Origin of the sequence: Rhodococcus oxybenzonivorans, assembly GCF_003130705.1 — a bacterium.
GTDB lineage: Bacteria > Actinomycetota > Actinomycetes > Mycobacteriales > Mycobacteriaceae > Rhodococcus_F > Rhodococcus_F oxybenzonivorans.
This window is the reverse complement of the sequence record NZ_CP021354.1, coordinates 3,188,021-3,211,334: the sequence shown is the minus strand read 5'-3', so window position 1 is coordinate 3,211,334 and position 23,314 is coordinate 3,188,021. Positions and strand designations below refer to the sequence as shown.

Sequence of the window (23,314 nt, the reverse complement as noted above, 5' to 3'; positions counted from 1 at the left end):
ATGTGCTTCGGCGTGAGGCGGTCCTCGGGGGTCCTCGGCGAGTTGGACGTGCGCCGGGTCATCGACCTCGGATGCGGGTCCGGTCAACTCGTTTCCGCGTTGTTGGACGATCCCGGTTTCACCGAGATCGTGGGGGTGGATGTGTCGACGAGAGCGTTGACGATAGCGGGACGCCGGTTGCGGTTGGATCGGATGCCGGAGCGGCGGCGGGAGCGACTGCAGCTGTTCCAGGCGGCGCTCACCTACACCGACCGGAGGTTCGCCGGCTACGACGCGGCCGTGTTGATGGAGGTCGTCGAGCACATCGACCCGCCACGGCTGACCGCACTCGAGCAGGTGGTGTTCGGCACGGCACGGCCCGGGCATGTGATCGTGACGACGCCGAACTCCGAGTACAACGTGCGTTACACCGACCTCCGGGTCTGCGTCACCGCGACCATCGCTTCGAGTGGTCGCGGCCGCAATTCCGTTCCTGGGCGGCCACGGTCTGCGATGTCCACGGCTACAGCGTCGACTTCCGTCCGGTGGGTGATGACGACCCTGACGTCGGTTCACCGACTCAGATGGCGGTCTTCACCGGTGGGCGGCGCCGATGTCTGATATCTCGGTGCCGGCGCTGTCGCTGGTGGTGCTCGTGGGAGTGTCGGGCAGCGGCAAATCCACCTTTGCCGCACACCATTTCGCGCCGACACAGGTCCTGTCGTCCGACTTCTGCCGTGGGCTGGTCGCCGACGACCAGAACGACCAGGCGGCAACGTCCGATGCCTTCGACGTGCTGCTCTACATTGCCGCAACCCGGCTGCGTCGGGGCCTGCTCACCGTCGTCGACGCCACGAACGTGCAGCGTGAAGCGCGCAAGGCGCTGATCGATCTGGCGAAGTCTCACGACGTCCTGGTGGACGCGATCGTGCTCGACGTCCCCGACGACATCGCAATCACACGCAACCAGGCCCGATCGGACCGCGCCTTCGGCCGCACGTGATCCGAAGGCAGCACAAGGATCTTCGGCGATCGCTGCCGAAGATGGCCGCGAAGGCTTCCGCCGGGTGCACGTACTCACCGGTGTCGACGAGATCGCTGCGGCGACAGTGGTATTGGAGAAGGCGTGGACCGACAAGCGTGAGCTGACCGGACCGTTCGACATCATCGGTGATGTACACGGCTGCCGGAGCGAACTTCAGACCCTGCTGCGCAAGCTCGGCTGGACGCTCGATCCCGATGGCGGCGGCGCCGCCCATCCCGAGGGCCGGATCGCGGTGTTCGTCGGCGACCTGGTCGACCGCGGACCCGACACCCCGGAGTGCTGCGCCTGGTGATGGGCATGGTGGCGGCCGGCACCGCCCTGTGCGTGTCGGGTAACCACGAACAGAAGCTTGCCCGGGCGCTGCACGGCCGGAAGGTCGCCACCTCGCACGGGCTGCAGCAGTCGCTCGATCAGCTCGCCGCGGAACCCGACGACTTCCGGAGGGACGCCCACGCCTTCATCGACGGTCTGATCAGCCACTACGAACTCGACGGTGGCAATCTGGTGGTCGCGCACGCCGGGCTGAAGGAGGCCTATCACGGCCGCGCGTCCGCCCGGGTGCGCTCGTTCGCCCTGTACGGAGACACCACCGGCGAGACCGACGAGTACGGACTGCCGGTGCGCTACCCGTGGGCCCAGGACTATCGCGGCCGCGCCGTCGTCGTCTACGGCCACACCCCGGTGCCGGAGGCCGAGTGGAGCAACAACACCCTCTGCCTCGACACCGGCGTCGTCTTCGGCGGCAAGCTGACCGCCCTGCGCTACCCGAGCAGAGAAATAGTTTCCGTACCGGCGGAACGGGTGTGGTTCGAACCGGTGCGCCCCCTCACCACCGGCTCGACCAGGTCGGGTTCCCCGGCACAGCGCGATCCGGCCCAGCTGTCCATCGACGACGTGCGCGGAACGCGGCACATCGACGTCCGGTACACCAAGGGCCGCATCAAGGTGCGCGAGGAGAACACCGCCGCTGCCCTCGAGATCATGAGCCGATTCGCCGTCGACCCGCGCTGGTTGGTGTACCTGCCGCCGACCATGGCTCCACCGGCCACCTCGAACCTCGACGGCTACCTGGAGCATCCGGCGCAGGCCCTCGCCGAGTTCGCATCCGACGGCGTCACCGAGCTCGTGTGCGAGGAGAAGCACATGGGTTCCCGGGCGATCGCCGTGCTGGCCCGCGATGCTGCAACCGCGGCGAAGCGGTTCGGCGTCACCGACGGCAGCTCGGGCATCGTCTACACCCGCACGGGGCGCCCGTTCTTCGACGATGCGGCCACGATGAGTGAACTGGTCGCCCGGCTCCGCACCGCGTGCGGGCCGCTGATGGACGACCTGGAGTCGTCGTGGCTGGTACTCGATTGCGAACTGTTGCCGTGGTCGGCGAAGGCGGGAGAGCTGATCCGCAGCCAGTACGCGTCGGTCGGGGCCGCTGCGGGTGCCGCGCTGCCGGACGCGATCGCCGCACTCGAGCGCGCCGGCGCCCGCGGTCTGGACGTCGGCGAGCTGTTGACCCGCACCCGAACCCGTGCGGCCAACGCCGATCGCTTCCGGAAGGCATATGCCCGATACTGTTGGCCGGTGACCGGACTGGACGGCGTGCGGCTGGCCCCGTTCCAAATCCTCGCCTGCGAGGGCCGGGCGGCTGCGGTCACCGAACCGCACTCCTGGCACCTCGCCAAGTTGGCGATGCTGGACGATCCTCTTGTCGCCACCACCCGACACGTGTTCGTCGATCTCACCTCGGATGCGTCCCAGGACGCCGCCACCGCCTGGTGGTCACGACTGACAGATGCCGGCGGGGAAGGCATGGTGGTCAAGCCGGTCGGCCAGGCACCCGCGGAACTGGCACGCAGGAGGATTCAGCCGGGCATCAAGGTGCGGGGGGCAGGAGTACCTGCGGATCATCTACGGTCCCGACTACACCGACAATCTCGACGTGCTGCGTGACCGGTCTCTGGGCCGCAAACGATCGATGGCCCTGCGCGAGCATGCGCTCGGGCTCGAAGCTTTGACTCGGTTCGCGGACGGCGACCCGCTGTGGCGGGTGCACGAGGCGGTGTTCGCGGTTCTGGCGCTCGAGTCCGAGCCCGTGGACCCCCGGTTGTAGTCGGAGGGTCGCATCGTCCGGTCGGCGTGTCGGTCGGAGCGCAGAACCAGGGAACCGCGTCGCGGGAACACGATGTGCAGATTCCTGCGCCGGCCCCGGCACGGTCGTTCCTCCTCGGGCTTGGCGGCCAGGGCCGACGGTGGCCGGGTGTGGTGCGCCCCGGGGGTGGCGGCGGCGTTGCCCGCCCTCGCCGGGATTGCGCTCGGACACTCTGCGGTCGCAGCGACGGCCACGCTGGGCGCGTTCGCCGTCGTCTACGGCGAGGGCCGGGCGTACCGAGTGCGGTGGCGGGTGTGGGCGCCGCAGTCGGCGCACCGGTCCACGCGGCGGCGGTCGGGAGGAACTCCGCACTGGGGAATTCCGCACTGTGGGCGGCGGTGCTGATCCTCACGATGACCCTCGTCGTCGCCGTTCACGAACGCGGCTACCGCACCCTCGCGCGGCACCTCGGGCCCAGCATGTAGCTGGTCGCCGCCGAAGGGCGAATGATCGCCTACCGTTGCCCGGGAAACAATCGGCGATTGCTCGAAGAAACGGAACACTTATGTCAGCTTCGGAAATCCAGTTGAGTCGAACGATCGATGCGCCCGCAAGTGCGGTCTGGGCGGTCCTCACCGACCTGGACAACGCGGAGTCGGTGCTGAGCGGAGTGGAGAAGCTCGAACGGCTCGACTCGACGAAGTACGAAGTCGGTACGCGGTGGCGGGAAACCCGGGTGTTGTTCGGCAAGTCGTCGACCGAAGAGATGTGGGTGACGGAGATCGACCCGGAGAAGCGCACAGTGGTGAAGGCTGCCTCCCACGGGGCAAACTATACGACCGTGTTCACCCTGTCCCCTGCCGGCGACAGCACGACCCTGACCTTTCACTTCTCCGCCGAAGCGAACGATCTCGGCGCGTTCTCGCGATTCATGATGAAAATCTTCGGCTCCTTCGCCCTGAAGGCCACCACGAAGGCGATCCGGCGCGATCTCGACGACATCGCCGACGCCGCCGAGAAACGGGCCCACTGAACCGCCCCTTGCGCTGCGCGGAGCCTACGGCGTGTGGCCGACGGCCGACAGGACCCATGATCACGCGTGATGCGAATCAACGGTCGCCCCGGCCAGGACCTGACACGATATCGGGGTGACTGATTCAGGCCTTGTCCTCGTCCTCGGTTCGGGATTCGCCGGTTTATGGGCCGCGCTGGGGGCGGCGCGACGACTCGAGGAACTCGATGCGACCGGCACCGTCGATGTCACGGTGATCAGCAAGCTGCCATTTCACGACATCCGGGTCCGCAACTACGAGGCAGACCTGAGCGCGTGCCGCATTCCGCTGAGCGACCTGCTCGACCCGGTTGGCGTCGGGCACATCACCGCCGAGGTGACGGCGATCGATACCACGGCGCGCACCGTCACCGTCGCGGGTAACGGAGGGCAGGGCGCCACGCAGAAATACGACCGCTTGGTCATGGCACTGGGCAGTCGGGTGGCGAAACCCGATATTCCCGGTTTGCGAGAATTCGGCTTCGATGTGGACACCTACGACGGCGCACTGAAGCTGCAGCGTCATCTGGCGGCGCTGTCCGACGGTCGAGCGGACGTGAGCGCGGCGACCGTGGTGGTGGTCGGCGCCGGTCTCACGGGCATCGAAACGGCGTCGGAACTGCCCGGGATGCTCGCGACAATGTGCGCCGGACGCAACCTCGACCCGCGGGTAGTGCTGATCGACCACAATCCCTACGTCGGTTCCGACATGGGGGCGTCGGCGCGACCGGTGATCGAAGCGGCGCTGTCCGAGAACGGGGTCGAAACGATGACCGGCGTCGGCATCGCAGCCGTTGACGAGCACGGCGTGACGCTCTCGTCCGGAGAGGTGCTGGCCGCGGGCACCGTCGTCTGGTGCGCGGGCATGCGGGCGAATCCGCTGACCGCCCAGCTCGCCGGCGACCGCGACCGGCTGGGTCGCCTGGCGGTCGACGACTATCTGCGAGTTCTCGGCTCACCTGGAGTATTCGCCGCCGGTGACGTCGCCGCGGCGCGGGTGGACGACGACCACCTGTCGGTGATGTCGTGCCAGCACGGGCGTCCGATGGGCCGCTACGCGGGCTACAACGTGATCGGTGATCTACTCGGAGAGCCGATGATCCCGCTCCGGATACCTTGGTACGCGACGGTTCTCGACCTGGGACCGGCGGGCGCGGTGTACACCGAGGGATGGGATCGCCAGGTGGTGTCGCGCGGCGCGCAGGCCAAAGCCACCAAAGTCACCATCAACACCCAACGGATCTATCCCCCGTTGAACCGCGACCGCAACGCGCTGCTCGCGGCCGCCGCGCCGGTGCTGCAGGCGCGACCCGACCCCGGCCAATGAAGCAGAGGCGGAGCCGCCCATTGCCTCCGGCGGATTGGAAGAGCAGTGTGAAACACGGGGAATGACCGGCGACGCCGTGTCGGCGCCGCCCTGAGGAGAAAGGTGCCGATCGTGTTCGCACGCTCAACCACAATTCATTCGCACCCGTCGTACATCGACGCCGGGATCAAGCACATTCGGGACACCGTGATGCCCGCACTGGCGGACATCGAGGGCTGTCTCGGTATGTCCCTTCTCGTCGATCGTGATTCGGGCCGATGCATCGCGACCAGCTCGTGGCGGGACGAGGAATCTCTACGCGCCAGCGAGGGACCGGTGCAGAATCTGCGTGACACCGCCGCCGAAATTTTCCACGGCACCACCGAGGTGTCGCGGTGGGACATCGCGGTCATGCATCGCGACCACCATTCGGAGCGCGGGGCCTGCTGCCGCGTCACGTGGATCAAGACCGAGCCCGCCCACATGGACCGCGGCGTCGACATGTGGAAAATGGCAGCACTACCCAAGATGGAGGAACTCGACGGCTTTTGCAGCGCCAGCCTGATGCTCGATCACGCCGCAGGTCGCGGGGTGTCGTCGCTGACATTCGACAGCGCCGAAGCGATGGAACGCAACAGGGAACGCGTCGACAGCATCCGCGACGAAACAGTCCGCGAGGCGAACGCCGAGGTGCTCGACACGTGCGAGTTCGAGCTCGCCATCGCCCACCTGCACGTCCCCGAGATGGCGTGACTTGCCGGATGGTCGAGAAGGCACACCGCTCGGTATGCAGCGGTGTGCCCGTCCATCTCTTCGCACCGCTTTCGCGCACCGCGGGCACTGCCGTCGGTTGAGTACGGGGGCAGAATCGGGAGGGTGGCAATCCATCGGCCCGCACTGCCTCTGCGCCCGGTAAAACCGATGTTGGCGACGCTCGGCCCTCCTCCGTGTGGGGACGACTGGGCGGTGGAGATGAAGTTCGACGGCGTCCGCGCCGTCGCGACGGTCACCGCAGTCTCCGTGAATCTATTCAGCCGCAACTGTGCCGACATCACCGCCGAGTACTCGCAGATCGCCGTCGGACTCTCCGACATAGACGCCGGCCGTGGCGTGGCAATAGACGGCGAGATTGTCGCGGCCGCGACTGGCCTGGCATATTGCGTCTTCGACCTGATGGCGCACCGGGGGGCTCCGATCCTGCGATGGCCCTACCTCGAGCGCCGACAGCTCCTGGCCGACGCCGGTCTCGAAAGCGAGGTCGTGCATGTGGCCCCGTACTGGGTCGACGCTGGGGGCGAGGCAATGCTCGAGGTGGCCGACGAGCAGGGTTTCGACGGGATCGTCGCGAAAAGGGTGACCTCGCCGTATCTCCCTGGACGCCGCTCACCGGACTGGGTGAAGACCGCGCTCCTCAACAGCGCAGAGGTGATCGTCGGCGGGTGGGAGGCGACCGGCCGCGGTGGGCTGCGGTCGCTGATCGTCGGTGCCCACCGAGATGGGGTCGGCTTGGTGTTCGTCGGGGAGGTCGGCTCCGGCTTCAGTGAAGCCGACCGGCGGCGGACGCTTGCGCTGCTCCGACCATTCGAACGCCCCACCAGTCCGTTCGACAACCAGGTCCCCGATGAGCTTGCCCGTCACGCCCGCTGGGTCGAACCGATTCTCGTCGGCACCGTCGAGTACCGCGAGTTCACCCCGAACCGGCGGCTCCACCGCCCATCGTGGAAGGGTTTCCGAGCGGGCATAGACCCCAGTTGGGTGACTATCGAGAAATTGCCGTAGACCCGCGCCCCACGGCGTTCAGAGGGTCTCGAGCTCTGCGTCGCGGGCGACAACGGGTGTGGGTGCGGTGCGCCGATGCGCGAGGTACAGGGCCAGGCCGGTGAAAATCAATCCGCCGACCAGGTTGCCGAGCACGGTGGGGATTTCATTCCAGATCAGGTAGTCGAGGAGGGTGAAGTCGCCGCCGAGCAGCAGGCCCGAGGGAAACAGGAACATGTTGACGACGGAATGTTCGAATGCCATTGCGAAGAACAGCATGACGGGCATCCACATTGCGATGACCTTGCCGGGGATGTCGGTGGCGATCATTGCCCCGGCAACCCCCGTCGACACCATCCAGTTGCACAGGACACCGCGTATGAACAGGGTCAGCATGCCCGAGGCACCGTACTCGGCGTAACCGAGTGTGCGCGATTCGCCGAGATGGCCGATGGCCTCGCCGATCTGGTTGGGCTCGGTTGCGAATCCATAGGTGAAGACGATCGCCATCATCACGGCGACCGTGAACGCGCCGAGGAAGTTGCCGAGGAACACCAGGCCCCAGTTCCGGAGCACCCCGACACCGGTTATCCCGGGCCGCTTGTCGAGCCAGGCCATCGGGGCGAGCACGAAGACACCGGTGAGGAGGTCGTAGCCGAGGAGGTACAGCATGCAGAAACCGACAGGGAAGAGCAGCGCACCGATGAGCGGCTGACCGGTCTGCACGCCGACCGTGACGGCGAAGACCGCACCGAGGGCGAGTATCGCGCCTCCCATATAGGCGCGAATCACGGTGTCGCGTGTGGACATCAACACCTTGGACGCACCAGCATCGATCATCGCCGTGACCAAGTCGGATGGCTTGACGTAGGACAACGTGGCTCTCCTTGTGGGACGGTGCCGAACCGGATGCTTCGGCATTTCGAGCGACAGTAGAAACGACGCGTTAACTATCTGAACCCGCCGATTGTCCGGCCGGTAACGAACCGCTCACGACCATCCCGCCACCTGCGTGATGAACAGGCAGTCCAACGCTAGTCGACGATGTCGACGGCGATCCTCGTCGGCCAGGCCGATACACACCGACGTGGCGACAACAGTGGTCACTGTGCGCGTGTCGTCCTCACGCTCTGGGTGCACCCGTCCCTAAGGGAGAGTGGGTCGCCGGAACACCCCGCCAGGTCGACGAGTGAGACGCCCGGTGACGGATCCGCTATCGATGACCGTCAATCGCTCCCGACGGGGGCTGCCAGCCACCCGGTCCATTCCGTGGGCGATTCCTTCGCCGAGTCGCTCGAGCGGCACGGATACTGACGAAGTGAAGCAGGACGAGGCGATCGCGACGAAGCGGATACAGCGCGGTACGCCGGTGGCCCATAGGGGGCAGGACACCGATCGCGACATTCTCAATCCGGCGTCGCGACCTGCCCTGCTATTTCATGGACATCCTGGGCGAATCACCGACCCGACGCTGCAACACGTCAAGGTGGATTGGGTGGGTCTCGAGGATGAGCCAGCGAGCTTCGCCGTCGGATTCTGCCCGACCACCGTCGACGGTGGATGGGCCGGTCCTACGGTGCCGGGGTTGGCAGAGATTTCGGAGGACGAGTTCAGGGTGCGGAAGCAACGGATCGAGAGCGGCCAGCGCCCTCTGCCGTGAACCGCTCCACACTGTCCGGTCATGGATCCGCTTACGGTACGGGTTGGGAACCCGACGCTCGGAGGATCCGCCCCGGTCATCGTTTCCGCTTGGTCTCATGCCAAAAATTGATTCAGGGACCGTCCGAGCCGCCGAAGACGAGTTCCGGTGTGCCGACGACAGGATCTCCTGGGTGTAGTTGCTGCTGGAGAACCGTGATCGCAGTCGCGTCGAGGGTGCCCTGGGAGGTCCTGAATACCCAGTCGAAAGCCTGCCTGTGTAGACCAGGCGATCCGGGGTACATGCGTTTTCACTTTCCACGGTTCGTTTGAACGTGGTCGTCTGATGAGCCAGCCCGCGTGTTGGCCGAATCCGTTGTTCGGTCCAAGCGGAGCGGAGAAGGCTCCGGATTCTCGGTCTGTCAGGTCGACCAGGGGTGGGGTGAAGGCCATCAGTACCGGCAGTGTATCGGTTCAGCGGTGATGTTCTCGTGAAGCCACTGCATCAACTCGTCCCACTGAGGGTCACCCCGGCCGGCGAGGGCGCGTGATTCGAGGTCGGTGACGACCGGGCCGTTCCAGGTGAACAGTGCCCGGCTCGGCGAGCCGACCGTGACGTCCGTGTGCGCAACCGGTAGTAGTCGTGCACCGACACCGGCGCGGCGTGCGAGTGCGCGTCCACCGAGGCCCGAGTTCGGCGGAATCGACAATCCCTTCAGCCCGTTGGTGCGGGTTCCCATGATTTCGCTCAACCGCAGTATGTCGTCTTGGACCTCGCCGGCGAAGACGACGGGCACAGCGCCGTGTGCGGCGATGGTGCGCAACTCGCCGCGCAGGGCATCGACGTGGCCGCCGGCATCGAACGCGAACCGAGCGCGCGGCTTGCCGTCCTGACCCCCTCCTACCAATTCCCTCTAGGGGTCACTCTCCGCGACACCGGTTCCGGTGCGGGCGACAATCACCAAGTCGTCGCCGGTGACCCGGCACCACACCTTCACCCCTTGGTGCCCGTCCGGGGTCGAATACCGCACGTTGCCCCAGCTGACGGTCTAGTCGAACCCGACGAGGCGCTCCTCGCCGAGTGCGAGCAGATGCGGATCCTCGGGCAGCACGTGCAGCCAGCCGAGTTCGGTGGCCAACCGCTCGGCCGGGGCCACCCCGACCGCGCGGTGCGAGCGGGCGGTGCGAGCGGGCGTTGACCTTCTCGCACCACCGCTCACATGCGTCGAGGAGCTCGGCGCAACTCGGGTATTCCTCGAGCAGGTTCGCCTTCGTCGGGACGAGATCGGCCTTCGCGATCTTGACCGTGTGCTCGGCGCCGCCCTTCCCTTCCGGGTCGAACGGTTCACAGGTGTGCGCGACGCAGCCGTAATGTCTTCCTGCGGAGACGATGTCGAGATGCCGGACGGGGATGCCGGCGATCCGGTCCATCGTGACGGTTCGGGGATTGTCGGTCAGCAGATACGTCGGTGCCCCACCGATGCGGCGCAGTGTGGTGTCCAGGCAGGAGATCAACGTCGGGAGCTGCTGGTCCCACGCCGGCGCCACCACCGTCGAACCTCGACCACGACAACCATGCGCAGAACAGTTGGGTTCGCCGGCCACCCACCCGTGGGCCCTCGCCCCAATCGAACTCCCGGCCACATGCCCGGCTCCGGGATCCTCCCCCACTGCGTGGGAGTGTCCCCAGGTCGATACTTTCGGCGGTGCCCGGCCCGGTAGGTCGCCTCGAGCTCGGCGACCACGCGGCGGGTGGTGCGGTCGGTGCCGTCGAAGCCCATCGCGGTGAGCCGCTCGTGCACCACGTCCGCCCTGGTTCGGCCCTGTGAGGGATCCACCAGCTCCTCGATCTTCCCGAGGTAGGGGTCGATCGAGCGTGCGCGGCGCGCGCGGTCGGCCGGGTTGTGGCCGGTGTCGCGGAGCTCGACATACCGGGCCACCGTCTTTTCGTCACACCCGACCAGCTGCGCCGCTGAATGCGCACACTGGGTCAGGTCGTAGGCTTCCAAGATCTCCATCACTTCCCTGGCACACTTGGGTCTCGGGGTTCCTTCGGTCGGTTGGTTTGCGCGGCAAACCAAGCCAACTCGCGCGAAGGAACCCCGCCCGGTATTGACGCCAGCGTGTCAATCAGCGGTTTCGTGGCCGCCGACCCGGATTTCTCGTGTCCACTGATCCGGAGAAACCGTGTCCGCCCAACCGGAGCGAACTGACTGCCTACAAGGATTCTGACGTGTCCGTTGGCAGACATGCATGGCCACCGACTACGACGCACCGCGATGTCACCGAATCCGACGGTCGACGGACGCTTCCCTCGACCAACTGACAGCCATCAGGAAAGAAGCCCAGTCACCCAGCGTGCCGCTAACTGCTGTCGCACGGCTAGATCACGGTCCGAGCGCGGCGTTATGCGAGGTGAGAATCGCACCCAACAGGTAGTGCCCGTCGGCGGAGTCGAGCGCGATCACGCCTCCGACGGCGCTGACGGCGGGGTGGATGTGTGCGGCAGGAGCATCGGTCAGCATCCAGGCGAGAGTGTTCTCGTCGTGCCGCGGCCGATACTGCACACCATCGACATCGGGGTTCGCGGCGAGGATCGCGGCCACCCACCGGCGGGTGTGCAGATACCCGGAAGGGTCACACTTGGACAACCAGGCACCGGCGTTGATCCGGGACGCCCCCGTCCCGCTCAGATCCACGACCTCCACCGTGCGGGTGGTCCGCAGTTCACTCAGCACCCGGCCGGCGATCTTCGCCCGCGGGATCAGGCGCGGTGACTGGTCGACCGGCAGGTTGCGGCAGAGCGTCTCGGCGACCGCCGCGCCCGGACTGTCACCGAGGTACAGGTACGCGTAGGAGCCGTCGAGACTGTCGAACCGGCCCCCGACCCGGGCACGAGGTCGGGCGGTGGGGTTCAACCCCGCGGCATCGCGGGTGGCGGTGTGGATGCGCCACAGCGAGGTATCGGCGGGAATCGTGGTGATCAGGGCAGCAGGCAACGGGGTGGGTGGATCCGGGTAGCTCACGCGGGTTCAGTCCTGCGTCACGTCGTCGGCCATGTCCCGCAGATCCTGATCGTGCCCGCCTGCGACGGCCAGCGCCGCCGGTGATCGCGGGTCGTCGGCGAAGTCGGTCGGGTTCAGCCACCAGGACGCCACCCCCCACGGGTCCTCCTTCGCACCGAGGGCCCGGTTGATCTCGGCGACGATCGGACGGACCTGCCGGCGTTCGGGATCGAACTGGAAGGCGGGATACAGCTTGTGCCCCGATACCGGCAGCGCGATCACCGTGCCGGCCGCCGACAGGCGGCTGGCGGTGTTCCGGCTGGTTACCGCCTTCCCCAGGACACGACTAACGGCGGTGGAGTCGAGCATCTCGTGCTGGTCGACGATCGAGTTCAGCACCGACGCGACGATCCGCGTGCGGGCCACGGCCGTGGCGGCCGGGTTCGCGACCGCACGCTCCTGCTGACGTGCCAGCGCAGGGCTCATGGACAGCAGCGCCGTCACATCGTCACGGACCGGACGCAGGGCCGGCCGGCGGGAGAACTCCTCGACCAGCAGCTCCACGAGGTCCGGGTCCGACAAGGCATGGATCGAGTCGCGGACCCGATCTCGGTCGACGAGCATGTGCATCACCTCCGCCTGGTGCCGTCAGTGTACCGCGTATCGTCCGTGTCACGATAACGGGTGCGGACGGACTCGACACGGGTGTTCTCTCGTCGATACTTCGCCCGCACCTCAACCGGATGAAAACATGCGCCCCACCCTGCCGTGCCGGCACGGATCGGCATTCGCACTCACCGACGTCGCGGGAACCGCCTCAGCCCCAGGCAACGAAGCGCCCTTCGCTCGACAATCGAGCCAGCACCGCCACCCTTCGGGCCTCGGCGAATTCATAGCCAAGAGCCCGGCGGTCGATGCACGTACGCAGCGGGCGGGGGGTCGTGAAATTACTTAGCAAAAAAAGTTAGCACTCACACCGCACGAGTGCTAAATTCGTATGGGGTCTACGTCACAAGCAGGAGACCCCCGACTGAGTCGCAACCAACGACCACCGAAACGGCTTCGACCACACAGTTCCCGTTGCGCCCGAACAGTTGCTGAAGACGCATCCGTCTCGTTGAACCAATCTGCCCCCGTCGACCCGACTCGCCCACCGTGAGAAGGAGGATCATGACCGCCGCCGTTTCCCGCCGGTGTTCCTCCGTCGACGGCAACAAGAACCGGAAGCAGCATGGTTCGCGGTTGCCGACCGTGTCGATCGCCCTGGGCGCATTGTCCGTTGCGTCGTTCTGGGTGGTCGGACTCGGCTTCCTCTTCGGAGTAGCCGCGGTGGTCTGCGGCGCCATCGCCACCTCGCGGTCCGCAGTGGTCGACGACGAGGCGGCATCGTTGCGGGCCCTACTGGGCGTCGTAGCCGGCGCCGCGGGGATCACCGTCTCCGCGATCGCCCTGCTCCCCATGCTGGCGCACCTATAGATTCCCCACCATGGCCGCCGGGTTATGCGATCGCCGTCCAGATCGGCCCAAATCACCCTCTGGCAGGTTCATTCGAGGCCTCGACCCGCATCATCAGTGACGCGTTGCGACAACGTCTTCGTCCAAAAATCTTTCAATCCCCCACTGAAGACATCGTTGTCGTCGCCGGCAACCATATGACCTGCCCCCGCGACATCGATCAGCGTGGCGGCCGGAATCAGCTCGAGCAGCTCCTTGGCGCCTTCTTCACTGACCACATTGGATTGCTTGCCACGGACGAGCATCGTCGGAACGCTGATTGCCGCGGCGGCGTCCCGGGCGCGTGCGTACCGCGCGCTCGAGTCGGCTTGGCGAGTGGGTTCGTCACCCTGGCGCAGGAACGCCGGATCCCAGTGCCAGTACCAGCGGCCCTCACGCAGGCGAAGGTTCTTGCGCAACCCTTGCGGGTTGGGCTTGCGGACACGGTTCGGGGTATACGCCGCGATCGCCGCTGCAGCGTCGTCGAGGCTTTCGAAACCGTCGAGGCCACTGCGCATGAAGTCCATGATTTCCGCGGTGCCGGCCGTTTCCACCTTCGGCGCGATATCGACCAAGACCAGACCGCGAGCGAGCTCCGGATTTTCCCCTTGCCCGATCAACGACGTCATCCCGCCCATCGAGGCACCTACAAGTACCGGCTTCTCCCCCACTTCGCCGATGACCGAGGTCAGGTCGGCGACCAACGCATCGATGCCGTAGTCCCCGTCCGGTGCCCACTCACTGTCTCCATGCCCACGCGCATCCACAGCAATGGCGGACCACCCGTCCGCCGCGAGGCTGCGACCGGTGTTCCGCCAGGAATGCCGCGTCTGCCCGCCGCCGTGCAACAACAGGACCAAGCCCTTCTTGGCGACGCCAGATCCGCCGGTGCCCTGAGTCGGTGGATCCCACCGGTCGGCAGCAAGGGTGACACCGTCACCGCGGAATTCGGACTGTGTGATCACGGGATCCATAGAATTCCTCACTGTCATTAACAAGTTAACTATTTCACCATGGTGCACCATGGGGTGAACAGTGATTCACCCCGCATTCGTTGCGACAAGAGATTTCGCCGCGCCGCCGGGACCGACGCAGCCGCGGTGGCCGAGCATCGGGTGCCCGGCGTTCCAGCCGCTCGTCCGCGGCGGATAATCACTTCCGCGAGCGGCGCACGACGTGGGGTCACCGGGCGGCCGTTATCGAGTATCGAGCAGTTCCTTGATGTGCGCGACGTGCTCGGAGTTCATCGGCGACACCTCGGGCGTCTCTGCGCCGGGCCGCAATCCCGCGATCATCACGGCCAGGATTTTCCGCCACCCCACACCTCGACCATCGCGTCGTCTCCCCCGGCCTGCGCGCCGCGCGGCTGCGCCTGTGGAAGCTGTGACCAGCCCCTGGAACCGCTGATCGCACGGCCGCGCCCCTGGGGATGGTTGATCGCGCTCTCTGTCTCGGGGCCGGCGACAGCCCGGACCGCGGTGGTCGATCGGCGCGGTTAGTCAGGCGTTGTCTATGTCGTAGTCTTCCTCACGCGCGATGACGACCGTGACTTCCTCGAAGGTGATCGCGCCTCGGATCAGGTCGACGAGCAGATCCTTGTCCCGATCGCTCATTTGCCGGCCCTCGATGGCCATGATCGGTCCATCGCGGCCACAGCCGCGCGGGCCTCGTCCTCGGTCTTACGCGGGGATGTCACAACCACCAGCACAACACATCTCACCGACCGACAGGCGAGGCGACGGCGCGGCTCCCCTCGGGTGCGTCGGTGGCCGGTGGATAGCGTGTGAGCGTGGCCGAGGCGAGACGGGCGATCGAGGATGCGGCCGACGACGAACTTGACACAGCGATCGCAACGCTGCGCAGCCGAGAACGCGAACTGCTCGTCGCCGCCGACAGTGAGGCAGCGTTCGAGCTGATGAGCGCGAAGTGCGTGCTGCTGTCGACGCTGAAGAATCGGCGGCGCTGCCGGACGGAGTCCCCGGCCATCCCCGACCTGGGACACTACCCAGATGTTTCCGAAACAGGTCGTGAACAGGAAGGATGACGTGTCCCTCGCCAGGGAGATCACGAGGCCCGATGCCGCAGGCCAGTCACACCGTACGGAGAACTTCGGCGAGGCGACGTATGACGACGGTCAGGGCCAACACCGCCTATTGAGCGTGCTCAACGCACTGGCCAGCGTCTTCCGGTTGTCCCGGCTGTATTCCCCAGCAACGATCAGGTCGTCTCCGAGCGATCCGTCCGAAACGGCCAGTACCTCGTTGAGGTCGAAACCGCACCGCCTCGACCTCCGTCTCGAGGTTCTTCATGGCCTACTTCCCGATCGAGCTGTTGGCGGTACATCCCGAACAGGATCGGTTAACGCATCACATCTACACGCAGGCTGACCTCGCCTCAGTTGATCCCGTGAGCCTGTCCTGGACAGCAGCTCACCGGATCAACTGGGTTCATCCCAGGCCGCGAGACTCCTATACCGTAGTGGCGTGGAGCTTTTCCGCCGGAGAGCGGCTGTAGAAGTCATCTGCAGCAGATGCCGGCATCTCGATACCATATCGGCTCTGCAGTTCATCGGTCATGGCCATGAGCTTGGCCATGTCGTATTGATTGATGTTGCGGTGCGTCTCGATAAGGTTGTCGTTCTTCAGCACTGGGTTGTAGTTCATAATTTCGTCCCGGAACTCCTGCCCTTCGCCTGTCATCAGCCGCTTGGCGTCCCATACTGCAAGCTGAATCAGGCGGTCCCAAGTCATGTATGTGAGGCCGGGGAAGTGAACGGCTCCGGCCGCGTACAGCCCTTCGGCCTTGCTTGCGATAGTGCCAAGGTGGAATTTGGGTGATCCCTCGTCCCAGTCGAGAAGCTTGGGGTCGAGCCACGGAATGTCGAAGTCGTACCCCGTTGCGCAGATGATGAGGTCGACCTCGGCAGTGGTTCCGTCGACGAACTGAACGGTCTTCCCGCTGATCGACTCGATGTCCTGATGCGCCTGGAGGTGTCCATGTGCAATCTGGTACAGCACTTGGTCATTCATGATGTAGTGCGTGGCGCCAACTTCGTGATCCGGCTTCTGCAGACCGAACGACGTAAGGTCTCCAACACTCTCGAGGGCCAGCTGCATGGCTTCGGCCTCAGTCAACTCGCTGAGTGGAGTGACTGCCTGGGGAACCTTGCCGGTACGGCTCAGTAGCTGCATGATCGGCTGGCCGAAAAGGAGTTTCGGGAAGAAGTGATATCCGCGGCGCACAGAGAGATGTGCCATCTTGCCCGCTATTGCGGCGTCGCATGCGATATCGACGCCACTATTGCCTGCGCCGATGACCAGGACCCGCTTGCCGACAACCTGCTCGATTCGCTTGTACTTGTTGCTGTGCAAGACCTCGCCCTCGAAATTCTCGAGACCGCTGATCGCGGGCAGGTAGGGGGTGCGCTGGAGGCCGCAGGCCCACACGACACCGCGGTACAAGACTTCGGCTCCGTCCGAAGTCTTGACGACCCAACGTTGCCCTTCGTCAGTCTCGACCGGGTAGGCCTCCGTTACGTCCTTTCCGGTGATTACGTACTGGTCGAGATCGTGGTCGCGCGCGAATGCGCGTATGAAGTCGCGGACTTCGTGCCATGGGGGGAAGACCGCGGGGCCTTCCGGCATGGGATAACCGACCATGGCGCTGCTGGCGCGGTCCGAGATGAAGTTGCATGACTCGTAAACCGGGCTGGTTGAGTTGTCGATGTTCCAAATTCCACCGACGGCGTCGTGTCGCTCGAGTATGTCGATGTCTATCCCGCCCCGCTTGAAAGCACGGGCGGCGATCAGACCATTTGGTCCGGCGCCAACGATTGCGAAGCGATTCTCTCGATTCTCCACTGGTTTTCCTCTGCTGCTCTCGCGTTTGATGCCATTGTTCGGGTCGTGGTCGGCGTGGTTCAGCCGAAGTCGTAGTAGTCGGTCAGGCGGGGGGTGGGTGTTCATCGGCCTCCTTGTTACTTGCCGTCGCCCTCGTATCAACCGACCGACTGTTTGAATAACTGTAGCGTCGATCACAGAGAATGGAAAGGCAGTTGCAGAGGTTCGGTGGACACACGAATGAGGCTGCTCCAACTGTGCGGACGTGTGCGGGTCCTAGGTGCTACAAGCGTATGCCCGGATTCCTGACCGGGATGAAGCATGTAGACCGGCCAGTATGGGTTGTGGCTGCGGCGTCAGAGCCCGGCAAACACCGCGATCTGCGCCAGGTCGCGGGCGGGAGTACGACGGTTCGAGGACACGTTCAGGCTTACTGACCAAGGGACACCGAAACTCGTGGCGACCGCACATGGAGGATCAGGTCCCCAAGGACACCTACCTCACATCGACGACGCGATGGTCGTTTACGACAGTCGCTCGATAACCATCGCCATCCCCTGCCCACCACCGACGCACATCGTTTCGAGTCCCAAGGTTCCGTCGCGTGCGGTCAGGTTGTTCAGTAGTGTCGCGGTGATCCGCAAGCCGGTCATCCCGAACGGATGACCCAGCGCGATGGCACCGCCTGCCACGTTGAGTTTGTCTTCGTCGATCTTCAGATCACGTGCGGACGCGATCACCTGGACGGCGAATGCCTCGTTGATCTCGACGAGGTCGATATCGTCGGTGGTCAGTCCTGCTGTTGCCAGGGCACGCCGCGATGCTTCAACCGGTCCGAGTCCCATGATCTCGGGGGACAACCCGGATACACCGGTTGAGACGATCCGCGCGAGCGGCGTCAGTCCGAGTTCTTTCGCCTTCGTATCGGACATGATTACCGCTGCGGCAGCGCCGTCGTTCAGGGGGCAGGCGTTGCCGGCGGTAACGCTTCCGTCTGGTCGGAAGACGGGCTTCAGCCCACCAATTTTATCGTAGGTGGTCCCAGGCCGAGGGCTGTCGTCGGTGTCGACCACGGTGCCGTCGGGCAACGTCACCGGGGTGATTTCGCGGGCGAAATGACCTGTGGCGATGTGTTGCTCGGCGAGGTTCTGGCTTCGCACTGCCCAGCGGTCCTGTTCTTCACGCTTGATACCGGTGAACTGAGCCACGTTCTCCGCGGTTTGCCCCATCGACATGTAGACATCGGGTTGCATGCCCCAGGCGCGAGGATCGCTCCATGTCCGCCCTCCGGCCGCGAGCTCCTCGGTCCGCCGCTCAGCATCGGTGAAGAACGGATTGTGCGTGTCCGGGAAGGAATCAGGGCTTCCCTGGGCTGCGCGGGAGACCTGTTCAACTCCTGCGGAGATGAATACATCCCCCTCGCCCGCCCTGATGGCGTGCAGCGCCATGCGCGTGGTCTGCACGGACGAGGCGCAGTACCGGTTGACCGTGGTTCCCGGTATCGCGTCATACCCCAACCGGACAGCGACGCTGCGAGCAATGTTGAAACCCTGCTCACCTCCGGGCCATCCGCATCCCAGCATGAGATCGTCGACGTCGCGGGGGTCGAGTTCCGGGATCTGCGCCAGCGCCGCACCCACCATCTGAGCGGCAAGGTCGTCGCCGCGGATGTCGACGAGCGACCCCTTTCCGGCGCGGCCGATCGGCGAGCGGGCGATGGCGACGATGACTGCCTCAGGCACTATTTGTTCACCATTTCCGTTGAGTTGAAGGCGGCATTGAAGTCGGCGTTGAATCGCTGGATGGCGCTTTTGATGCCGTCCTCCTTGATCCAGGACTGATACTCGTGCACTTCGGGGGTCACATGCAGCAGAGCATCGGTCTCGGCGCCCATCCGCATGTAGCTGAGCAGACCGGACGTCTCGGCGGCGCGGTTCACCGCTTCCTTCTTGAGCTTGAGGAGCTCGAGCGGGGTGCGGGCAATGGAATGCGCGGTGCGGCGTACGTGCTCGTCAAACTCGTCGGCGGGAACCGATTCTGCGGCCCACCCCCATTCGGCCGCTGTCTTGCCGCTGATCGTGCGTCCGGCGTCGAAGCTCATCAGCTTGGCGCGCTTGGGGCCGACGAGGTGTTCCCACAGCGGCGAGATGTAGCCGCCACCGAGCGGCAACGCCGGTGAGGCCATGATCTTGGTGTCGTCGGCGACGATCGTGATGTCGCAGAGGGATGCGAGCTGGGTTCCTCCCGCAGCGCAGACCCCGTGCACGGCCGCGATGACGGGCTGAGGCTGGCGCCAGATCTGGGTGAATCGTTCGACGTTCGACAGCAGGCGATCGCGGTCCTGGATGGCGGTGCGCTCGGCGGCATAGCCGACCTCGGAGGAATCGGGGGCGATGTCATAACCCGAGCAGAAGGCACGTCCGGCTCCGCGAAGCACGATGACCCGTGTATCGCTCTGCGCGAGCTCTTTCAACGTGGATTCGAGCATCTCGAGGAGCAGGTCGTCCATGGCGTTGAGGCGCTTCGGACGGTTAAGTGTCAGCCAGACGACATGGCCGTCGTGCTCGACGAGAAGAGGTGCGTCGTTCATGTGCAGGATCCTTCGGAAATCGACTATCTGACGAATGCGAGCGGGCGAATAGGGGAACCTGTGCCGCCCTTGATGCGGAGCGCCGAGGCAACGAAGAAGAAGTCGTCGACTTGGTCGGCGGCCAGAGCTTCGAGCGACAGTGACTCCATGATCGGGATGCCGCAGTCGACGAGCATGTGCACGTGGACGTTGAGCGCCGGTGTGGTGAAGCTAGGCTTGTGTTCGAAGTTGACGGTGTCACTGCCCACCGCGCGCACGCCACGTTCGGATAACCAACGGGCACCGGAGAGCGAGACGCCTGGCAGTCCGGTGCCGATCCCTAAGTACTTGTCGCTGTCGGACCAGTACTTCATCCACCCGGTGCGGAAGACGACGATCGATCCGGGTTCCGGCTGTCGGCGGTCAGCGAACCAGCCCTCGAGCTCTTCTGCGCCGAATCCGTCCGCCGGTGTCAGCGCTCGACCGAACAGACGTTCCCCGTCGACAAGGTGGCCCGGTCCGATCAGCGGCGGAAGCTCCTCCACCGATCCGACGGAAACCCCGTCGTAGGATCGTTGCTTGTCGTCGACTTCCCGTCCGCCGAAGATGCATCCGTCCAACGAGATATGTCCTGGCGCGTCCACGTGGGTGCCGACGTGCGCGCCCATCGTGAGCATCTCCATCGCGGACGAGATGCCGCCCGGGTAGGGATGCTCGCCGTGTTTCTTGACCAGCGCGTACGAGAACGGCGGATGCGCGGCGTGATGGGTCATGCCGGTCTCGAGCAGAACGGCGAGGTCGTATGCGCGGGTGCTGCCCTGGGGCCAGTCGACCGTGCCGTCCCAGGTGCTGCCGCCCCAGTTCTGGGCAGGTGGTGTCGCCACTGCGACATCTTCTTTTTGCGTCATCGGACGGCCTCCAGGATCTTCTCGATTGTGTCGGGTATCTCGCCGGCCGCTGCCGGCTCGGCTATGGCGAACGACACCGGGCACGAGCGGTACGCCGCTTCCAGTGCGGATACCACCTCGGCCCGATCTCGTTGTGCGAGCGCGCGTACCGGTCCGCCGAGCCTCGCGGGGAACGCAAAGCCTTCGGTGAGTGCGACATCGATGTCGGAGGCGCGCTGGGCAACGCCGGCTTCGACCAGTCCGGCGGCCGCGCACACCATCGACGCCAGCACGCGGTCGCGGATCTCGTCGCCGGTCACGGGCCGGGCGGTGACACCTGCGTCGGCGCGCGCCTTCTCGGTAATCGCGTCCACACGGGGATCGACGACACCGCGTTTGGCGCCGTCGGGATAGTCGTACCACCCGGCACCGGTCTTCTTGCCCAATCTGCCAGCTTCGCAGAGTCGGTCCGCGATGTCGACGTACCGCTGCCGCGGGTCGCGGGTGTCGGCCAGTCGTTTGCGCCGCGCCCACGCGATATCGAGACCGGACATGTCGGCTACCGCGAAGGGGCCGATCGCGAAACCCAATTCGATCAGCGCCGCGTCGACCTCGGCGGGTGATGCGCCGTCCTCGACGAGGAACTCGGCCTGCATGCGGTAGTCCGCATATACGCGATTGGCGACGAAGCCGTCGCCGATGCCAGCAGGTATCGGGGTCTTACCCAATCGTGTAACGACGGCCGACAACACCGCGAGCGTGCGCTCGTCGGTCGTCGATGTGCGAATGATCTCCACGAGGGGGTTGCGGTCCGGCGGGTTGAAGAAGTGCAAACCGGCAAACCGCCCGGGCACGGTGAGAACCGATGCCATCTCGTTCAGGTCGAGATATGACGTGTTACTGACGATTACAGCGGTGTCGTCCAGGTGTGGTTCGACCTCACGCAACAGCGACTTCTTGACGTCCATGTCCTCGAACACTGCGTCGACGATCAGATCGGCGCGGCCCAGATCCGCGATCGAGTCGGTGGGGGTGATCCCGCTGCGATCCGCCACTCGATCAAGTGCGGCCCGATTGCTGTCGAATACGATCACCTCGTACCCGCGGGCGGCGAAAGCCCCGGCGAGCGCGGCGCCCATGGTGCCGGCGCCCGCGACCCCGATCGCCGAGATCTGGGGTGCCGGAGTGCGGGAGCGTACCGCTTTGGCGGCTCGACGCTTCGCGAAGAACAGGTACCTCAGATTCGCTGCCTCATCCGTGACACGCAACTCGTCGAAAAGGGCACGCTCGCGTCGCAGGGCCTCCCTGCCCTCGAGGGACGCTCCGGTGCAAACAACGTCGACGGCCGCGAGCACGTTCGGACGCGCCCGCTTGCTCACCGCAGCACGAGCGGCCTCGACTGCGGTCTCGTCGGACACGGGCGCCGGTCTGTCGACAAGCCGGTTCTTGGCTCCCAGAGTGGCCGCACGTTCCACGGCCCGAGCGAGCAGTACGTCAGCAGGAACAACCTCGTCGAGAAGTCCCAACGAGAGCGCCTCGTCGGCCTTGACGCGTCGCGCCGACCCCACCAAATCGATCGCAGACGGCACTCCCACAAGCCGCGCTGTGCGCACGGTGCCGCCCGCACCGGGCAGGATGCCGAGCGTGACCTCAGGAAAGCCGACGATCGTCGTCGGATCGCCGATCCTGAGGTCACAGCCCAGCGCGAGTTCCAGCCCACCACCGAGCGCGAGACCGGTGAGCGCGGCGACGACGGGGACGCCGAGGTTTTCGATCCGGGCGATCACGTCGGGAAGTTGCGGGGCCTGCATCGGCCGGTCGAACTCGGAGATATCAGAGCCGGCGTAAAAGTGTGTGCCCGCCGACGCGAGGACCACACCAACCAGTCCACTTTGAGCAGCCACCTTATCGAGCGCCTCGGCCAGAGCAGTACGCATCGCGGTGTCGCCCATGTTCACGGGCGGATTGTCGATCGTGAGCACGGCGACACCGTTGGTTTCTTCGATCTCGACGATCACGACGCGCGCCCATCGATCAATTCGAGACCCGTGCGCTCTGACAGTGACCCGAGATCGCTTCCGTCGAAAATTTCCAGCACGCGTGCCCCGTCCGGGCCCGTCTCGAACAAGGCGATTTCGGTGTAGACGCGTTCGACACAGCCGGGTCCGGTGAGCGGATACGTGCAGTTCTGCACGAGTTTGCACTCCCCTGCTCGGGAGAACAGGTCCATGATGACGAACACGCGGCGCGCGCCGGCGGCGAGGTCCATCGCGCCGCCGACCCCGGGGATGACGGCGGGGTTGTCGGTGCGCCAGTTCGCGAGGTCGCCGCGGGTCGAGACCTGGTAGGCGCCCATCACGCACACGTCGAGGTGTCCGCCGCGCATCATCCCGAAGGAGTCGGCATGGTGGAAGTACGAGGCGCCGACGCTTTCGGTGACGTAGATCTTGCCGGCATTGATGAGATCCAGATCCTCGCTGCCTTCTTCAGCTGCGGGGCCCATGCCGAGCATCCCGTTTTCGGTATGAAGAATGACTTCACGTCCATCGGGAATGAAATCGGCTACCAGAGTCGGGATTCCGATTCCGAGGTTCACGTAGGAACCGTCGGGGATATCCTGCGCGACGCGGCACGCGATGTCCTTGCGAGACAGAACCATG

At 65.4% G+C, this 23,314-nt stretch carries 23 protein-coding genes and 2 pseudogenes; 11 read left to right on the top strand and 14 right to left on the bottom strand.

Annotated features, from left to right (window positions below; all coding sequences use genetic code 11):
- The first annotated feature begins 12 nt into the window (after window positions 1-12).
- From CBI38_RS40290 to CBI38_RS15075, 7 genes and pseudogenes are all read left to right on the top strand, one after another.
- Window positions 13-600, top strand: a complete 588-nt coding sequence (locus CBI38_RS40290) for a class I SAM-dependent methyltransferase (protein WP_335743624.1) — start codon at window positions 13-15, stop codon at window positions 598-600.
- Window positions 593-3,128, top strand: a pseudogene (locus CBI38_RS15105) (polynucleotide kinase-phosphatase). The gene CBI38_RS40290 and the pseudogene CBI38_RS15105 overlap by 8 nt, the downstream one beginning before the upstream one ends.
- 293 nt (window positions 3,129-3,421) lie before the next feature.
- Window positions 3,422-3,592, top strand: coding sequence for a hypothetical protein (locus tag CBI38_RS39085; RefSeq protein ID WP_230990194.1), 171 nt, complete (start codon window positions 3,422-3,424; stop codon window positions 3,590-3,592).
- An 80-nt stretch (window positions 3,593-3,672) separates the two neighbouring features.
- Window positions 3,673-4,140, top strand: a complete 468-nt coding sequence (locus CBI38_RS15090) for an SRPBCC family protein (protein WP_109329998.1) — start codon at window positions 3,673-3,675, stop codon at window positions 4,138-4,140.
- A 115-nt stretch (window positions 4,141-4,255) separates the two neighbouring features.
- Window positions 4,256-5,485 carry an NAD(P)/FAD-dependent oxidoreductase gene (locus CBI38_RS15085; protein ID WP_109329995.1) on the top strand — a complete coding sequence of 410 codons (1,230 nt, stop codon included), beginning with the start codon at window positions 4,256-4,258 and terminating at the stop codon, window positions 5,483-5,485.
- Window positions 5,486-5,587: 102 nt separating this feature from the next.
- On the top strand, window positions 5,588-6,217 hold the full coding sequence (locus tag CBI38_RS15080; protein WP_109329993.1) for an antibiotic biosynthesis monooxygenase: 630 nt from the start codon (window positions 5,588-5,590) through the stop codon (window positions 6,215-6,217).
- A gap of 168 nt (window positions 6,218-6,385) precedes the next feature.
- Window positions 6,386-7,243, top strand: a complete 858-nt coding sequence (locus tag CBI38_RS15075; protein WP_257792487.1) for an ATP dependent DNA ligase — start codon at window positions 6,386-6,388, stop codon at window positions 7,241-7,243.
- Between the two features lie 18 nt (window positions 7,244-7,261).
- Here the strand turns inward: CBI38_RS15075 and CBI38_RS15070 are convergent, their stop codons facing one another.
- The gene (locus tag CBI38_RS15070) at window positions 7,262-8,098 is read right to left on the bottom strand and encodes a formate/nitrite transporter family protein (protein WP_109329989.1); all 837 of its coding nucleotides are present in this window, start codon (window positions 8,096-8,098) and stop codon (window positions 7,262-7,264) included.
- A gap of 442 nt (window positions 8,099-8,540) precedes the next feature.
- Between CBI38_RS15070 and CBI38_RS15065 the strand changes: the two genes are divergently transcribed.
- Window positions 8,541-8,882 (top strand): hypothetical protein, encoded by a 342-nt coding sequence (locus tag CBI38_RS15065; protein WP_109335097.1) that lies wholly within the window; start codon window positions 8,541-8,543, stop codon window positions 8,880-8,882.
- Window positions 8,883-9,476: 594 nt separating this feature from the next.
- Here the strand turns inward: CBI38_RS15065 and CBI38_RS15060 are convergent.
- A pseudogene (locus CBI38_RS15060) lies at window positions 9,477-9,696 on the bottom strand (helix-turn-helix transcriptional regulator); the annotation flags it as partial.
- Between CBI38_RS15060 and CBI38_RS38425 the strand changes: the two are divergent.
- Entirely contained in the window at window positions 9,628-10,059 is a 432-nt protein-coding gene (locus CBI38_RS38425; protein ID WP_204165010.1) for a hypothetical protein, read from the top strand. The pseudogene CBI38_RS15060 and the gene CBI38_RS38425 sit on opposite strands and share 69 nt — an antisense overlap.
- A 312-nt stretch (window positions 10,060-10,371) precedes the next feature.
- Here the strand turns inward: CBI38_RS38425 and CBI38_RS15055 are convergent, their stop codons facing one another.
- The 3 genes from CBI38_RS15055 to CBI38_RS15045 all read right to left on the bottom strand — a co-directional run bounded on the left by CBI38_RS15055 (window position 10,372) and on the right by CBI38_RS15045 (window position 12,489).
- The gene (locus CBI38_RS15055; protein ID WP_109329988.1) at window positions 10,372-10,878 is read right to left on the bottom strand and encodes a hypothetical protein; all 507 of its coding nucleotides are present in this window, start codon (window positions 10,876-10,878) and stop codon (window positions 10,372-10,374) included.
- A gap of 369 nt (window positions 10,879-11,247) precedes the next feature.
- A complete protein-coding gene (locus CBI38_RS15050) occupies window positions 11,248-11,886 on the bottom strand; it encodes an RES family NAD+ phosphorylase (protein WP_109329987.1) in 639 nt (212 codons plus the stop codon).
- 6 nt (window positions 11,887-11,892) lie between these two features.
- The gene (locus CBI38_RS15045) at window positions 11,893-12,489 is read right to left on the bottom strand and encodes a hypothetical protein (RefSeq protein ID WP_109335096.1); all 597 of its coding nucleotides are present in this window, start codon (window positions 12,487-12,489) and stop codon (window positions 11,893-11,895) included.
- 546 nt (window positions 12,490-13,035) lie between these two features.
- Between CBI38_RS15045 and CBI38_RS15040 the strand changes: the two genes are divergently transcribed.
- Window positions 13,036-13,341 carry a hypothetical protein gene (locus CBI38_RS15040; RefSeq protein WP_230990193.1) on the top strand — a complete coding sequence of 102 codons (306 nt, stop codon included), beginning with the start codon at window positions 13,036-13,038 and terminating at the stop codon, window positions 13,339-13,341.
- Between the two features lie 68 nt (window positions 13,342-13,409).
- On the opposite strand, the gene CBI38_RS15035 is transcribed toward CBI38_RS15040, so the two are convergent.
- The 3 genes from CBI38_RS15035 to CBI38_RS40125 form a co-directional block, all read right to left on the bottom strand.
- Window positions 13,410-14,333, bottom strand: a complete 924-nt coding sequence (locus CBI38_RS15035) for an alpha/beta fold hydrolase (protein WP_109329986.1) — start codon at window positions 14,331-14,333, stop codon at window positions 13,410-13,412.
- 222 nt (window positions 14,334-14,555) lie between these two features.
- On the bottom strand, window positions 14,556-14,681 hold the full coding sequence (locus CBI38_RS40130) for a hypothetical protein (protein ID WP_257792481.1): 126 nt from the start codon (window positions 14,679-14,681) through the stop codon (window positions 14,556-14,558).
- Between the two features lie 177 nt (window positions 14,682-14,858).
- Window positions 14,859-14,993 carry a hypothetical protein gene (locus CBI38_RS40125; RefSeq protein WP_257792480.1) on the bottom strand — a complete coding sequence of 45 codons (135 nt, stop codon included), beginning with the start codon at window positions 14,991-14,993 and terminating at the stop codon, window positions 14,859-14,861.
- Window positions 14,994-15,142: 149 nt separating this feature from the next.
- Here CBI38_RS40125 and CBI38_RS15030 point away from each other — a divergent pair, with 149 nt between their 5' ends.
- A complete protein-coding gene (locus CBI38_RS15030; RefSeq protein ID WP_109329985.1) occupies window positions 15,143-15,403 on the top strand; it encodes a hypothetical protein in 261 nt (86 codons plus the stop codon).
- A 424-nt stretch (window positions 15,404-15,827) separates the two neighbouring features.
- On the opposite strand, the gene CBI38_RS15025 is transcribed toward CBI38_RS15030, so the two are convergent.
- The 6 genes from CBI38_RS15025 to CBI38_RS15000 form a co-directional block, all read right to left on the bottom strand.
- On the bottom strand, window positions 15,828-17,324 hold the full coding sequence (locus CBI38_RS15025) for a flavin-containing monooxygenase (protein ID WP_109329984.1): 1,497 nt from the start codon (window positions 17,322-17,324) through the stop codon (window positions 15,828-15,830).
- A gap of 398 nt (window positions 17,325-17,722) precedes the next feature.
- Window positions 17,723-18,940 carry an acetyl-CoA C-acetyltransferase gene (locus tag CBI38_RS15020; RefSeq protein WP_109329982.1) on the bottom strand — a complete coding sequence of 406 codons (1,218 nt, stop codon included), beginning with the start codon at window positions 18,938-18,940 and terminating at the stop codon, window positions 17,723-17,725.
- A complete protein-coding gene (locus CBI38_RS15015) occupies window positions 18,940-19,788 on the bottom strand; it encodes an enoyl-CoA hydratase-related protein (protein WP_109329980.1) in 849 nt (282 codons plus the stop codon). The genes CBI38_RS15020 and CBI38_RS15015 overlap by 1 nt, the downstream gene beginning before the upstream one ends.
- Window positions 19,789-19,811: 23 nt before the next feature.
- On the bottom strand, window positions 19,812-20,675 hold the full coding sequence (locus CBI38_RS15010; RefSeq protein WP_109329978.1) for a cyclase family protein: 864 nt from the start codon (window positions 20,673-20,675) through the stop codon (window positions 19,812-19,814).
- Window positions 20,672-22,672 carry a 3-hydroxyacyl-CoA dehydrogenase NAD-binding domain-containing protein gene (locus CBI38_RS15005; protein WP_162603230.1) on the bottom strand — a complete coding sequence of 667 codons (2,001 nt, stop codon included), beginning with the start codon at window positions 22,670-22,672 and terminating at the stop codon, window positions 20,672-20,674. The genes CBI38_RS15010 and CBI38_RS15005 overlap by 4 nt, the downstream gene beginning before the upstream one ends.
- Window positions 22,669-23,313: a 3-oxoacid CoA-transferase subunit B gene (locus tag CBI38_RS15000; protein WP_109329974.1), complete on the bottom strand. Its 645-nt coding sequence runs from the start codon at window positions 23,311-23,313 to the stop codon at window positions 22,669-22,671. The genes CBI38_RS15005 and CBI38_RS15000 overlap by 4 nt, the downstream gene beginning before the upstream one ends.
- Window position 23,314 lies beyond the last annotated feature (1 nt).

Bases quoted from the DNA above. Each gene is read 5' to 3' on its own strand.
- CBI38_RS15090 (WP_109329998.1), top strand. From the start codon at position 3,673: ATGTCAGCTTCGGAAATCCAGTTGAGTCGAACGATCGATGCGCCCGCA.
- CBI38_RS15075 (WP_257792487.1), top strand. From the start codon at position 6,386: ATGTTGGCGACGCTCGGCCCTCCTCCGTGTGGGGACGACTGGGCGGTG.
- CBI38_RS15055 (WP_109329988.1), bottom strand. From the start codon at position 10,878: ATGGAGATCTTGGAAGCCTACGACCTGACCCAGTGTGCGCATTCAGCG.
- CBI38_RS15045 (WP_109335096.1), bottom strand. From the start codon at position 12,489: ATGCTCGTCGACCGAGATCGGGTCCGCGACTCGATCCATGCCTTGTCG.
- CBI38_RS15040 (WP_230990193.1), top strand. From the start codon at position 13,036: ATGACCGCCGCCGTTTCCCGCCGGTGTTCCTCCGTCGACGGCAACAAG.
- CBI38_RS15035 (WP_109329986.1), bottom strand. From the start codon at position 14,333: ATGGATCCCGTGATCACACAGTCCGAATTCCGCGGTGACGGTGTCACC.
- CBI38_RS40125 (WP_257792480.1), bottom strand. From the start codon at position 14,993: ATGGCCATCGAGGGCCGGCAAATGAGCGATCGGGACAAGGATCTGCTC.
- CBI38_RS15025 (WP_109329984.1), bottom strand. From the start codon at position 17,324: ATGAACACCCACCCCCCGCCTGACCGACTACTACGACTTCGGCTGAAC.
- CBI38_RS15015 (WP_109329980.1), bottom strand. From the start codon at position 19,788: ATGAACGACGCACCTCTTCTCGTCGAGCACGACGGCCATGTCGTCTGG.
- CBI38_RS15010 (WP_109329978.1), bottom strand. From the start codon at position 20,675: ATGACGCAAAAAGAAGATGTCGCAGTGGCGACACCACCTGCCCAGAAC.
- CBI38_RS15000 (WP_109329974.1), bottom strand. From the start codon at position 23,313: ATGGTTCTGTCTCGCAAGGACATCGCGTGCCGCGTCGCGCAGGATATC.